Here is a 12,425-nt window from a genome sequence, read left to right as displayed (position 1 = left end):
CTTTGATCAACGTCCGGTCGCGACCTCAAATCGCCGAAAGACCGGCATTCGTATTCAGCAGGAATTGTGAAAAAATCGGAGAGCTCGCCGCCCCAATGCCGCGGGCGTTGTGACCAACATTTCCAGCTTCGATTTGGGGCTCGATCAACCCGCGCTTGTCCTGGTTGACCAAATACCGCCGAGTCCGCTCGACCAGTTCGTCGCGCACTTCTGCAGGGAAGGCCCCATCGATCAAAATGGCCTCGAAGTCGATAACGGAACAAATCGACAAGGAGGCCTTCGCCAGTTCCTGCGCCGTTTGACCGATCCATGTTTCGACATGGCGGGACAAACCGCTCCAGTCCTGCGGCTGTTGCCAAAGAACCGAGGGATCAATCCCGACCTCGGTCAGGCGCGTCTCGAGCAGGTGAATCGAGGCGACATCAATCAGTTGTTGCGCCTCGCCTAGTGGGCCCGTGCTGCGTATCGAACCCAGAGCGCCTGCATTGCCCTGGTTGCCTTCAAAGACGGTTCCGTTCAGGACCACTCCGCCCCCGATGAAAGAACCGATGAAGAAATAGGCATAATCCCGGAACTCTTGGCCTCGTCCATAAAGATGCTCTGCGTGACAGGCTGCTGTTGCGTCATTTACAACAAAAACCGGCAGGTTGCTAAAAGCCGCAACCTCTGCGGCGAAGTTGATGTTTTTCCACGAGCGGAACTTTTCGGCAGCAAGACCGGCAAGATCGTGCCATTTCCACAGTTCGAAGGGCGTGCCTATTCCGACGCCACAGACGCGGGCCCGAAGTTTTGCGGGAAGCGCGCCGAGAAGCGTGTCCAAACCCTGGTTCAAAAAGCCAAAGACAGCGTCGGGCATCGGGTAGTCATAGGTCGTATGAAGTTGCCCGCGCACGTTTCCGGAAAAATCGAGCAACAAAAGATCTGCACTGCGGCGTCCGATCTTGAGCCCCACGGAAAGCACGCCGTCCGGGTCCAGTTCTATTGGAATGGACGGTTTGCCGACCCTTCCTCGAACCGGATCGCCCCGCCGCACCAGACCATCCGTTTCAAGATTTCGCAGGATCGTCGACACGGTCGGTTTGGACAGGCCAGTGCGCCGCGCAAGTTCAGCCGCCGGAACGGCACGATAGCGCTGTAGAACAGTCAGGATCAGGCGCTCGTTATGGTCGCGAATACCACGTTGGTTCACGCCAGCGCTTTGTTCCCTGATGCTGTCTCCGTCCATGGTGCGGACCATAGTTGCCTCCCGTATGAATTAAAAGATAAACCAAAATCTGTTTGTTAGTAAAGTTCACAAACTAATTGACACGAGAGATAGAATCGGGCTTTTTTGAGACCAGGCCTGCTTATCTGACATTGCAGGTCTGGATCGGGGAGGAGCCCTGTCCAGAACTCAAAATTGTTTCTCTTGGGAGGAGAACATGAAAACTCTTTTGACCACATCGGCTCTGGCCATGACTGTCATAGCGGGTGGCGCATTCGCTGAAACCAATGCCTGCCTAATCACCAAGACCGACACCAACCCGTTCTTCGTCAAGATGAAGGAAGGCGCGACCGAAGCAGCAGCAGCAAACGGCATCAACCTGTCGACCTTCGCGGGTAAATACGACGGCGACGTTGAAACTCAGGTTGCCGCTGTCGAGACCTGCATTGCCTCTGGCGCCAAAGGCATCCTGATCACCCCGACTGACAGCCGCGCGCTGGTTCCGGTGATCTCTCAGGCGCGTGAAGCAGGCGCTCTTGTTATCGCACTCGACACCCAGTTCGAGCCCGCAGATGCGGCTGATGCGACCTTTGCCACTGACAACTTCAAGGCCGGTGTTCTGATTGGTCAGTGGGCCAAGGCGAAGATGGGTGCCGATGCGGCCAATGCAAAGATCGCTCTGCTGGACCTGAATGCTTCGGAAATTTCGGTCGATTACCAGCGCGACAACGGCTTTCTGCACGGATTTGGTATCGACATCAAAGACCCGACTGACATCGGTGACGAAGATGATCCCCGTATCGTTGGCAACGACGTGACCGACGGTTCGCCCGATGGTGGTCGTACCGCGATGGAGAACCTTCTGCAGGTCGATCCGGACATCAACCTGGTCTACACCATCAACGAACCCGCCGCCGCGGGCGCCTATGAAGCGCTGAAATCCTTTGGCAAGGAAGAGGGCGTTCTGATCGTTTCTGTCGATGGCGGGTGCCCCGGTGTGAAAGACATCGAGGGTGGTGTGATCGGCGCAACCTCGATGCAGTTCCCCTTGCTGATGGCCTCGAAAGGTATCGACGCGATCAAGACCTATGTTGAAACCGGCGAGAAACCGCAAAACAGCGAAGGGTTGGACTTCTACAACACCGGCGTTGAGCTGATCACCGACGAACCTGTCGACGGTGTCCCCTCGATTTCCTCGGCCGAAGGCCTGAAGAAGTGCTGGGGTTAGTCTTTATCTAACCTCTCAGGCGGGGCGCCATGGTGCCCTGCCGCTCCGCATTCGCCCCATCACTTTTGACGGAATCTAATGCCGCAGATACGCTTGCCGGCAAGGGAGAGTGTCATGTCCGATACAACGACAACAACCCCAAAGGGGCAGGACTTCGAAAAGACCTTGGATCAAAGCGATACCAAAGTTGCGTCGTTTGAAGTCAAACGCCACACGCCGCTGGAGCGTATCCAGCATGTGCTTCACAATAACCCCACCTTGGTCCCCGTGATCGTTCTGGTTCTAAGCCTGATCGCATTCGGACTGATTGCAGGCGGAAAATTCTTCTCGGCCTTCAATCTCAGCCTGATCCTGCAGCAAGTGTCGATCATCGGTATTCTGGCCGCGGCGCAATCGCTTATCATCATTACTGCGGGCATCGACCTTTCGGTGGCCGCCATCATGGTCCTGATGTCGGTCGTCATGGGCAACCTGGCCGTATTTGCCGGCGTGCCCTCTGGACTTGCCATCATCGTCGGACTTGCCGGTGGCGTCGGTGCCGGGGTGCTGAACGGCTGGTTCATCACCAAGATCAAGCTGCCCCCGTTTATCACCACCTTGGGCACATGGTCCATCTTCTACGCGCTTTTGCTGTGGCTGTCGGGTGCGCAATCCATCCGCGGGCAGGACATCGACGCCGAAGCCCCGTTCCTGAAATTCTTCGGCGCGGCCTTCAACATCGGTGGCGCCCGGATCACCCTTAGCGCTTTGCTTATGATCGTCGTGTTCGTCGTGCTCTGGTATATGCTCAACAAGACCGCCTGGGGCCGGCATGTCTATGCCATCGGCGATGACAAGGAAGCCGCCGACATGTCCGGCATTCGCACGGATCGCACCCTGCTTTCAGTGTACGGGGTTGCCGGGTTCGTCTGCGCCCTTGCCGGTTGGGCATCCATCGGCCGGGTCGGATCGATCTCGCCCCAGTCCTTCTACGAAGGTAATCTCGACTCGATCACCGCCGTGGTTATCGGTGGCATCTCGCTCTTTGGTGGGCGCGGCTCGATCATGGGCGCCTTGTTCGGAGCTCTGATCGTCGGCGTCTTTCGGTCCGGTCTCCGCCTCTCGGGTGTTGACGTGCTGTGGCAGGTCTTCGCAATCGGTTGGCTCATTATCATCGCGGTCGCCATCGACCAATGGATCAGAAGGGTATCGGCATAATGGTTGCTCCTGTTGTTCAAGCCCGCGGAATCGTGAAGCGCTATGGCCACGTGACCGCGATCGACCACTCCGACTTCGAACTGCGTCCGGGCGAAGTCCTGGCCGTCATCGGAGATAACGGCGCTGGCAAATCCTCGATCGTCAAGGCGATCTGTGGCGCCACCATCCCCGACGCAGGAGAGATTCTGATCGAGGGCAAACCGGTCAAGTTCAACTCGCCGATCGAGGCGCGCGAAATGGGGATCGAGATTGTCTATCAGAACCTCGCCCTGTCTCCGGCACTGTCGATTGCCGACAATATGTTCACCGGCCGGGAAATCCGCAAGGAAGGGTGGCAGGGCAAATACCTGCGCATGCTCGACAAGCCCGCGATGGAGAAGTTCGCGCGGGACAAGCTGACCGAACTTGGCCTGATGACGGTCCAATCGATCAAACAGCCGGTCGAGACTTTGTCAGGTGGTCAACGCCAGGGTGTCGCCGTGGCCCGCGCCGCAGCCTTCGCCACCAAGTTCATCATCATGGATGAACCGACGGCGGCCCTTGGGGTGAAGGAAAGCCGCAAGGTGCTGGAGCTGATCCAGGACGTGCGTGCCCGCGGCATCCCGATCATTCTGATCAGCCACAACATGCCCCATGTGTTTGAAGTTGCGGACCGAATTCATATTCACCGGCTGGGCAAGCGGCTTTGCACCATCAATCCCAAGGACTATACCATGTCCGATGCGGTCGCCTTTATGACGGGCGCCAAGGAGCCGCCCGCACAGGACGCCGCGTGAGCGATCCCAACCAAGTTGCCGAGACGCTGCCGGGAAAGGTCCTGGCAGCGCCTCGTGCCTGGCGGCGCAGACGGATCGTCCATCGCCGGTCCGCCCGCAACTGGAACGTCCACCTTGTCCAAGACCTTGGCTGACCGAATGACAGCGGCCGGTGGCATCTCATTGGGTCAGTTGCGGATAGGGGCGAAATCCTGCGCTAAGGTTCTTTGAAGACCGCGTCCATCTTGTTGCGATCATAGTCGAGCAGCCAATCAGAGAATTTCTCGTATAGCGGCTGCAACATCGCTTTCTTGGTGCTGATGACGTCCAGGCCACGGTCGTCATAGGCGTTGAGGATAATTTCATGCTCGAAATCAACCAACCATGTGTTGTGACCATACGAGGCAGGTTCGACGGGCATTTCGCGCGCGATGTCCAACCAAAGCAATTCTCTTATCTGCAGGGCGTCAGATATCGGGGCTACGTGCCAGAACTCACGCTCATCTTCATCGACATCGCTCTGCGTGAGCTGTGCAAAGTCTCCGCGCCCAATCTTTGGCAGCACGAACTTTAGGCCGCTGAAATCAGATGCCGGGCCCTTGCTGTCTCCCCAGCTCTTGGTGAAGGCATGTACGTCGGTAGCATTGCCGAATACGGTCTCGGCGATGGAGTTCGCACGCTGATGCGCTTGCAGGAAACGTCTTATCGGTTGGTTCATTCCGAACTGCTCCCCGCCGAGTTCGAAGCGCAGGGCAAATTCAAACTCGTAGAAAAGCGCTTCTGGGCATGTTTCCAGGCCAAAGGTTTTTCGAAGTTTTTCTGACCAGTTTTTCAAGGGTTCTGTGCCTGTTTTGGGGTGATGTTTTCGCGCTTGGCAATCGCCAGGATGGTGTTATTGCAGATGCCGGTGTCGCGGGCGATCCATCGATAGGAGCGGCCTTCCGCGATCAGTATCAAGACCTTTGGGGCGAGGCGGTCTAACTTTGGGCGTTGGCCGAGTTGGCGGCCCAGTTTTTTTCCGCGCGCCTTGGCAGCGGCGAGGCCTGACTTGATGCGCTCACTCATGAGGTCGCGTTCGAACTGGGCGAGGCCTGCTAGCATGGTGGCCATCATGCGGCCATGGGGGCTGTCGAGCTCGAACGTCATACCGCTCGCTTCATCGAAGCCAGAGATTTCTGTCCCAATTGAACTCGTGTGGTTTGAGTGGTCATTATGGCTTGTTTTTACTGGCTTGATTATTGTCCCTTTTAACCATTCGCGAAGAAACACGCCACAATCATCCGGCCACTTGCGTGACCTCTATGGCTTCAAAAGCTCTACGGGTCGGGGTGCAGCGGAGCTGCGGCAATGGCTTGTGGATCGGCTGGAGCGCCTGCAAAAGCGTGAACTGGCAAGCCTGGTTGCCATGGCCGGTCCCCGGAAAACAACAAAGGCGCCCAAGGGCGCCTTGTTCTATTGGTCGGAGTGAGAGGATTCGAACCTCCGACCCCTGCCTCCCGAAGGCGAGCGTCCAGAACGAAAATCAACAAAATAAGGGCTGTTGGCGTCACGTCCTTTACTTCAGTGGCAGCTAGCGCCGAAATAACGTTGCGGTTTCATTGCGGCCAACCTGCAAAGGTTAAACGAGGACGAGCCAATGTCCTAGGGCGTTCCACAACCGCGGTGCGCCTAAGGGTCAGCGTGGCCGCTACAGTTGTGAGTGGACACATAGGTTCGGCGGGTCAGCAGAGGTGTGAGTGCACCTAGTGTCGTTGGTTATTCCGCGTCGCCCTGCACCTCTGGGGAGGCCATCCGAACACTCTCAAGAAGTTCCTTGAAGACCGCAGCGGAATAGCGGTGACCTTTAAAGAAGTTCGCGAACTGGCACACCAGTTGAATATTGCCGCGGATATAGCCGCGGTCGGAATCGATGCGGTCCGGTGACACCAAAAAATGCTTCTCAAACTCGGTCCTGGGCTCGCCGTCGTAGAGCATCTCGCAGCCAGTGAGCTTGCAGCTCCGCCCCTCGGTCATTAATTCGTCGATATGTGCCTCAAGCTCAGCATCCGTCATGTCAGTTATCTTGTCCTTAACGCGCCGTAGCTCCATCTGTCCGTTCGCATTCTTTACTGTATTCTGGATGGTATAAACCATGCGGCGGTGGGCTTTTTCCCGCGCTGCAGTGAGTATCGCGCCTCCCCGGTGTGATATGCGCCCCGCCGCGTCGGGCCGCTCCCAGGAACCTATGACCCATACAAAAGTGTGCGCATCGATAAGTCGAACATCGAGCCCCGTCTGTCTCGCAAGCTCCACCGCGATGTCCCTAAGGCACTGCAGGAAGGCGTTGTAGTTTTCCCAGGAGGCCCTCCCGACAAGTGAAAGCTCTACGCCAATCTCGACAAGTCCTCTCTGGAGCCCACCTGGAGTTACTGGCACGAAGCGGTCAATATCCTTAAGAAACAAGAAGTAGCCTAGGAGAGGATAATTTCGCCCGATCAAGTCTTGTTGCGATAGTTCGACAAAGATCTCTTCCTCCGGGCGAAGATCAAGGTAGAGGTCGTAGAGCAGTTGCTCAAGCTTCACCAACCGGGCGCCGCTTTCGTCGCGGATGTTGAGAACGTGGCGATGTGCGAGATTGGGTGGCCACCACGTGAGCAGATTGTTCTGGACGATGCCCTTGGCCTTATCTTCTCGGATTTCGATGGCGTCGATGAGGCGCGCGACTATTTTCCCCGAACCGGGCGAAAGTTTGCCCCAGTCGGTAAGCGCGAGCCGCTTGCGAGCGATCTCGTAGTTGCGAGCTTTGTAACCTTCTTCTCGGTCAAGCACACCGGAGTGGAAATCGGTAAAGCCTTCAGCGGCCCCGCCGTAGGCGTTCAGGATCTCGCGGAAAACCTCCAGCCCTCCGGCGACACCGGCAGCGGTGACACTGAAAGACTGTTCCAAATTCGCCAGGACTTCCACCATAGCCGAGCTCCAGAAATTTCTTCTTCTCAGTATTCGCAGCCTGAGTGATCGGCGCAAGAGCCTTGGTTCAAGCCCTAACGGGTTGCGGCGCGAGGCTTAAAAAGTTTGGTCTATATCGGATAACAGTTTCGGTTCGGATCGCACATAGGTCTTGGCGGAACCATCGTTTGTCCCGCCACACATTCCCATTATCACCGTCGCTATAACGAAGACATGCAGCGCGTGCTGCATCACATCTAAGAGGATAGCGATGACCAATAAATTGTATGGAAACAGCCGGATGGCGAAATATGTCGAACGTAGGGTGCTCGAACTGAAACCGACCAAGAGCCAGGCCGAGATCGCGGCGCAGGTTGGATACGTCAGCCCCAACATGATCACGATGATCAAGCAGGGTAGTTCCAAGGTGGCATTGGATCGCGTTCCGGCTTTGGCGAAAGCTTTGGAAGTTGACGCCGCTTACCTTATGCGCCTCGCAATTGAGCAGTCGATAGGCCCGACTGCAGCCGAGGCAGTTGTCGAGGTGTTCGGAGAACCTGTCACGTCGAATGAACTTGGCTGGCTGAAAGCAATTCGCAAGGCCTCTAATAACACTGATCCCCGGCTGACCAGTCGGTCAGAGACGGCAATCAAGACCATTTTCGGAAGGTAGGTGCGATGCATGAAAAGAGAGACCGACTGACACCCAATGAGCGCGCCTGGTTGCGCTTTCAGCGTGACGTGAGCAACGGTCGCGATCCCGAGCCTACGTTGCGGCGGGTGCAACTCTTGCGGCACCTCTGCGCCGCTAAGAGAGCTTATAGCTAACCAGTAACATCACGGCGGGGAGGAATGGCTCGTCCGTCTTGCCTCGCCGGATCCCACGACTAAGTCAAAAGGTTGCATAAGGTTGACAAAGGTTTACATCGCGCCGGACGAGATCGGCGGAATGTAAACCCAATTCCGCTCAAACCAGCCAATTTCGCGCCAAAAGGTTTACACTAAGTTTACGTTAAGTTGACAGATCCGGGCAAAAGTCAGGGTTTTTCTGGCTAAATGTAAACCTATTTGAGCGCAAAACCCTTTGCAGTAAGAAACTCGGAAAACAACGGGACCAAAGGTAGGCCTGGAAAGCGCGCATGGCGACCAAACCCAGACCGACCAACCGGTGCTCCCGTAAGGGAATGAAAGCAATTTAGGACAGCGCACAGCACGGTTTGCTGCTACCCACATCGAGTGTGAACGCAACGGAGCAAACCTGGTAGATTATTGAGCAGTTCCAAGGGCGACAATCCGACGATCACTTCTAGGCTATCAATACAAGATCGGAGGCTAGACGTCGCTCAAGATGGCCAGGAGATTAACTTGGAAACCGGTGGATAAACTTTGACACTGCATTGCCATAGTGACCTCCGGAAATGAGTGAAATGGATCGTCGATAGGAGTGCTGGCTGCAGACGACCTGACCACGTCCGACTGTTTTTTGTGCCGGTTACAGCTCCCAATGCTAAATTGGCTGTTCTCGGCAAGCAACTGAAGCGCGGCCGGCGACGTGTCGCGGAAGTTTCATCGGCGCTAAGTCGGCTTCGAGCGCAGCTCGTTAGATCGTCCAGTGAGGCTTGTGAAATGAGACATTCGCTGCAGGCGCACGACCGGGAGCAATAAGAAATGACAGATCGCGGACAAACTTGCCTTTGACGCTGACTCTGCCGAGTTCTGTTATCGACACACTAGCACTTGGTTTCCCCGACCTTGATTGCCGAAATGCTTATTAAGGTGCTAGAAAATGAGAAACTTTCCGTGGTTGGAGGATTCTTTGGAACTGGCGCTCAAGAACAACTGTGCATCTGGTTTCCCGGAGGGGGTCGCGGAGAAATTGGGCAACTATGTCTACAGGCTCATTGATCCGCGAAACGGGGAAACATTTTACGTCGGCAAAGGAAAGGGAAACCGCGTTTTCCAGCATGCCACCGACCCCGCTAGTCTCAAGCATGAAGATGGTGAGGATGAGGCAACTGCAAAAACAAAACGCATCCGCGAGATATTGAACGCACAACTGTCCGTAATCCATGTGATACACAGACACGACATACCCGAGGCCGCAATTTTTGAGGTAGAGGCGGCTGTGATTGATGCCTTCCCCGGGTTAAGCAATATTCAAGGTGGTCACGGCAGCGGCTCCAAAGGCCCAATGAGCGTAACCGAGTTGATTGACAAGTATGCACTTCCGGCCATTGACTGGGAGCCAAGCCACAAACTCATCTTGATCAATGTAAACCGACTGGAAGACAGAACGTCGGTTGAAGAAATTTACCAACAAGTTCGGCTGGCATGGCGAATATCCGAAGCGAGGGCAAATCAGGCTGACTATGTGCTGGCCGTTGTTCGAGGGGTTGTGGTCGGTGCTTTTGAAGCGCATCAGTGGCTGGACGCAACAAACAGAAATTTCCCAGACCGAATACTACAAGGCGGCGACATCATTGGCAGAAAAGGATTCAACGGAATACCGGCACCCGAAAACATTTGGGCCGAGTATGTAGGTTTGAGGGGAAAGAGGATTGAGAACGATAAGTTGAAGCACATTCAAAACCCGATCCGATATTGGCCATAAAAACCGATGCAGGCATCAATACAATAAAGCGGGCGAACACATTGGCGAAATATACAGTAAGGACCTGCACGAGTTGCGGGATTAGAAAACCTCAACCAGAAATGGTTCAAGTTACCCGAAATGTGCAAACCGGTAAGTCCGAGAAGGGCGTGGGGGTCGGAACAGTCGTTGGTGCGTTGCTCGATGACAAGAAGTCTAAACGGGCTATGAAGAGTTGGGTATTCAATACAGATCAGCGAAACTACACACGAAAACAAAAGCTCTGGCTGTGTGAGGGCTGTTTGGCCGCACAAAGAGGACCCAGTGCTAAGGCCATCTTCAAGGGCCTATTTAGAACAGTCCTCTATATTTTTATCGCTTTTGTTGCGCTCGTCGTCATCGTATCAATTGTTGGAGGGCCATTAGCAGTTGATGATAGAAACCGCGAGACAGAAAACTCAGCAGGCCCATCAGCTGATCAAGCTGTTCAAGAAACTCCTGCAATCATGTTCCGTGTAACGGGCGTTGCTTCCGACGATGTTCTGAATATCAGAACAGAACCGTCAGCTAGATCACCTATCATTGGATCATTCAGCCATCGCGCCCAGTCAATCGAAGTTATCGGAATTGACCCAGGCTCACGTTGGGTATTGGTTCGGTTCGGAAATCAAACTGGATGGGTCCACGGAGCATTCTTGGAGCCTGAATGACTTCATTTCGGGCGCGTCTGTTGAGTCAATTCAAAGCAAATCCTGACAGGCGCTGTTCTTGGGAATGAAATTGCTGGAAATGAGTTTGTGTTCGTTTTCAATTCGTAGATCTTGGTATCTCAGGTTGCTGAAATCTATTATCATCCTGTCGAAAACCGGGCCCTCGGGCATCGCGCAGCATCAGTAATTTCGCGCTCAATTCCGGCAACAGAAGCGGTGCAGAACGTTCGTGATCAACGCCAGGAGACAGGCCTTCACGCGCGACCCAGACCAACCGTCCGATACGGCTTTTGACGCCACACCACGGCTTCTCCAATGCGGACGCCAATGACCAACGCAGTAATTGACACCAGAGTCGTTCAAATACTAAGACCGGAAGAGCCAACGACGTTGCTTGGTCCCCGTTTGCTCAGCATATTGTTTTTATGTTTTCTAGTGTAACAATTTGGAGTTTTAGGTATGCCTCAGACAGCATCATCTATAAGCGTCATCTTAGGGTCCGCCGTTGTATCAGCAGTAGTTTCGATCGGATACAATCATTTTTTCGTCTCAAGAAAAGACCTCCTTGAGAGGGAATTGAACTTTGTTTCTACTCTCAACAATGTCTTGAACGACCAAGTTGAGCGCGATGAGTTGGGTCGATTAACCTTTGTTACGAACGTTTTGCATCCTCTCTACTCGGATGATGAAGAGTTTTCAGTGGTAATTGAATATTTTATGAAGGCGAAACCTGATACGGAAGACGAAGCGTCCGGGCACAAGGGAAACACTCTAGATAGGGTGCTAACTAGAGGATCAGAACCAGTAGCTTCACCATCTGTTTTGGCAACATTGACGGAAAACGACCGGATACCAAGTGACTATACAACCAATAGTATTAGGGACAGTTTTTTCAGCGGTTACAGGCGGCAGTTCAGTGACAAGATCCTAGCCGACATCAATGGAGGCGAAGCCGGGATCCCTAAATTGTTGATCGATGCGATAATTAGAGACGATCCCGAGCGAGAATATCGCGTCAATCTATACATTGCATACACGCTTTCTCGGTCGACCTCTTGGACGGCTTCCAAAGAAGACTTCTTGAGTTTTAGGGCGCTTAAGTCCACTTCAAATTACCAAGACCCAACGTTTAAGGAGCATGTAGACACCGCAATCAATAAGTATTCTGGCCAGCGGCCTTGAGCGGTCAAAAACTGTCGCTTGGGGCCAAAGTTGCAGGTCTATTAAGGTGCAGCAACTCAAAAGGACAAACAGGCAGTGCTAGGCTCAGGACTCATAGCCAATAGATGACTGTTGCGGCGAGTGCTATTGCCGAGAGGAAGACCTTGGGGCAGCGATCATATCGGGTTGCCACGCGCCTCCAATCCTTGAGCCTGCCAAACATGATCTCAATGCGGTTGCGACGCTTGTATCGACGTTTGTCATATCGGACAGGCTTCTTGCGTTGTTTTCTGCCTGGGATGCAGGCGCGTATTCCCCTGTCTTTCAACGCTTCTCTGAACCAGTCGGCGTCATACCCGCGATCCCCAAGCAACCAGTCAACGTCCGGCAAGCTGCTCAGTAAGGCACGGGCGCCGATGTAGTCGCTAACCTGACCGGCAGTCACGAACAGGTGCAGTGGACGGCCCTTGCTGTCACAGATAGCATGCAGTTTGGTGTTCATGCCGCCCTTGGTTCGGCCGATCAGACGGCCACGTCCCCCTTTTTCACCGCAAGGCTGGACGCCGTGCGATGGGCTTTAAGATATGTTGCGTCGATCATAACCGTCTTCTCCTCACCATGATTGGCGGCCAAACCCCCAAACCGATGCCATCGG

General features: G+C 54.4%; 11 protein-coding genes and 1 pseudogene. 7 read left to right on the top strand and 5 right to left on the bottom strand.

What is annotated here, in order from left to right; all coding sequences use genetic code 11:
• Window positions 1–25: 25 nt before the first annotated feature.
• A complete protein-coding gene (locus ACXAG8_RS08795; RefSeq protein ID WP_475223529.1) occupies window positions 26–1,225 on the bottom strand; it encodes an ROK family transcriptional regulator in 1,200 nt (399 codons plus the stop codon).
• Between the two features lie 196 nt (window positions 1,226–1,421).
• On the opposite strand from ACXAG8_RS08795, the gene ACXAG8_RS08790 reads away from it, so the two are divergent.
• The 3 genes from ACXAG8_RS08790 to ACXAG8_RS08780 all read left to right on the top strand — a co-directional run bounded on the left by ACXAG8_RS08790 (window position 1,422) and on the right by ACXAG8_RS08780 (window position 4,405).
• On the top strand, window positions 1,422–2,432 hold the full coding sequence (locus ACXAG8_RS08790; RefSeq protein ID WP_475223482.1) for a substrate-binding domain-containing protein: 1,011 nt from the start codon (window positions 1,422–1,424) through the stop codon (window positions 2,430–2,432).
• 114 nt (window positions 2,433–2,546) lie between these two features.
• Window positions 2,547–3,629, top strand: coding sequence for an ABC transporter permease (locus tag ACXAG8_RS08785; protein ID WP_475223481.1), 1,083 nt, complete (start codon window positions 2,547–2,549; stop codon window positions 3,627–3,629).
• On the top strand, window positions 3,605–4,405 hold the full coding sequence (locus ACXAG8_RS08780) for an ATP-binding cassette domain-containing protein (RefSeq protein ID WP_475223480.1): 801 nt from the start codon (window positions 3,605–3,607) through the stop codon (window positions 4,403–4,405). Before ACXAG8_RS08785 ends, ACXAG8_RS08780 begins: the two co-directional genes overlap by 25 nt.
• Before the next feature lie 196 nt (window positions 4,406–4,601).
• Here the strand turns inward: ACXAG8_RS08780 and ACXAG8_RS08775 are convergent, their stop codons facing one another.
• From ACXAG8_RS08775 to ACXAG8_RS08765, 3 genes are all read right to left on the bottom strand, one after another.
• Window positions 4,602–5,219, bottom strand: a complete 618-nt coding sequence (locus ACXAG8_RS08775) for a DUF3885 domain-containing protein (protein ID WP_475223479.1) — start codon at window positions 5,217–5,219, stop codon at window positions 4,602–4,604.
• A complete protein-coding gene (locus ACXAG8_RS08770) occupies window positions 5,216–5,653 on the bottom strand; it encodes a recombinase family protein (RefSeq protein ID WP_475223478.1) in 438 nt (145 codons plus the stop codon). Before ACXAG8_RS08770 ends, ACXAG8_RS08775 begins: the two co-directional genes overlap by 4 nt.
• 486 nt (window positions 5,654–6,139) lie before the next feature.
• Window positions 6,140–7,330, bottom strand: a complete 1,191-nt coding sequence (locus ACXAG8_RS08765; RefSeq protein WP_475223477.1) for a hypothetical protein — start codon at window positions 7,328–7,330, stop codon at window positions 6,140–6,142.
• Window positions 7,331–7,580: 250 nt separating this feature from the next.
• Here ACXAG8_RS08765 and ACXAG8_RS08760 point away from each other — a divergent pair, with 250 nt between their 5' ends.
• The 4 genes from ACXAG8_RS08760 (at window position 7,581) to ACXAG8_RS08745 (ending at window position 11,791) form a co-directional block, all read left to right on the top strand.
• The gene (locus ACXAG8_RS08760; RefSeq protein ID WP_475223476.1) at window positions 7,581–7,982 is read left to right on the top strand and encodes a helix-turn-helix domain-containing protein; all 402 of its coding nucleotides are present in this window, start codon (window positions 7,581–7,583) and stop codon (window positions 7,980–7,982) included.
• Between the two features lie 1,113 nt (window positions 7,983–9,095).
• Window positions 9,096–9,920: an LEM-3-like GIY-YIG domain-containing protein gene (locus tag ACXAG8_RS08755; RefSeq protein WP_475223475.1), complete on the top strand. Its 825-nt coding sequence runs from the start codon at window positions 9,096–9,098 to the stop codon at window positions 9,918–9,920.
• The gene (locus tag ACXAG8_RS08750; protein WP_475223474.1) at window positions 9,911–10,609 is read left to right on the top strand and encodes an SH3 domain-containing protein; all 699 of its coding nucleotides are present in this window, start codon (window positions 9,911–9,913) and stop codon (window positions 10,607–10,609) included. The genes ACXAG8_RS08755 and ACXAG8_RS08750 overlap by 10 nt, the downstream gene beginning before the upstream one ends.
• Before the next feature lie 459 nt (window positions 10,610–11,068).
• Window positions 11,069–11,791, top strand: a complete 723-nt coding sequence (locus ACXAG8_RS08745) for a hypothetical protein (RefSeq protein ID WP_475223473.1) — start codon at window positions 11,069–11,071, stop codon at window positions 11,789–11,791.
• 91 nt (window positions 11,792–11,882) lie between these two features.
• Here the strand turns inward: ACXAG8_RS08745 and ACXAG8_RS08740 are convergent.
• A pseudogene (locus tag ACXAG8_RS08740) lies at window positions 11,883–12,415 on the bottom strand (IS5 family transposase); the annotation flags it as partial.
• Window positions 12,416–12,425 lie beyond the last annotated feature (10 nt).

The sequence above is a fragment of the Ruegeria sp. ABD4_443 genome (assembly GCF_056160865.1).
Note: the sequence above shows the minus strand (reverse complement) of the source record. Positions and strands in the feature narration are given on the sequence as shown.

Coding starts and splice junctions, on each gene's coding strand:
- ACXAG8_RS08790 (WP_475223482.1), top strand. CDS start 1,422: ATGAAAACTCTTTTGACCACATCGGCTCTGGCCATGACTGTCATAGCG.
- ACXAG8_RS08785 (WP_475223481.1), top strand. CDS start 2,547: ATGTCCGATACAACGACAACAACCCCAAAGGGGCAGGACTTCGAAAAG.
- ACXAG8_RS08760 (WP_475223476.1), top strand. CDS start 7,581: ATGACCAATAAATTGTATGGAAACAGCCGGATGGCGAAATATGTCGAA.
- ACXAG8_RS08745 (WP_475223473.1), top strand. CDS start 11,069: ATGCCTCAGACAGCATCATCTATAAGCGTCATCTTAGGGTCCGCCGTT.
- ACXAG8_RS08780 (WP_475223480.1), top strand. CDS start 3,605: ATGGATCAGAAGGGTATCGGCATAATGGTTGCTCCTGTTGTTCAAGCC.
- ACXAG8_RS08795 (WP_475223529.1), bottom strand. CDS start 1,225: ATGGACGGAGACAGCATCAGGGAACAAAGCGCTGGCGTGAACCAACGT.
- ACXAG8_RS08755 (WP_475223475.1), top strand. CDS start 9,096: ATGAGAAACTTTCCGTGGTTGGAGGATTCTTTGGAACTGGCGCTCAAG.
- ACXAG8_RS08765 (WP_475223477.1), bottom strand. CDS start 7,330: ATGGTGGAAGTCCTGGCGAATTTGGAACAGTCTTTCAGTGTCACCGCT.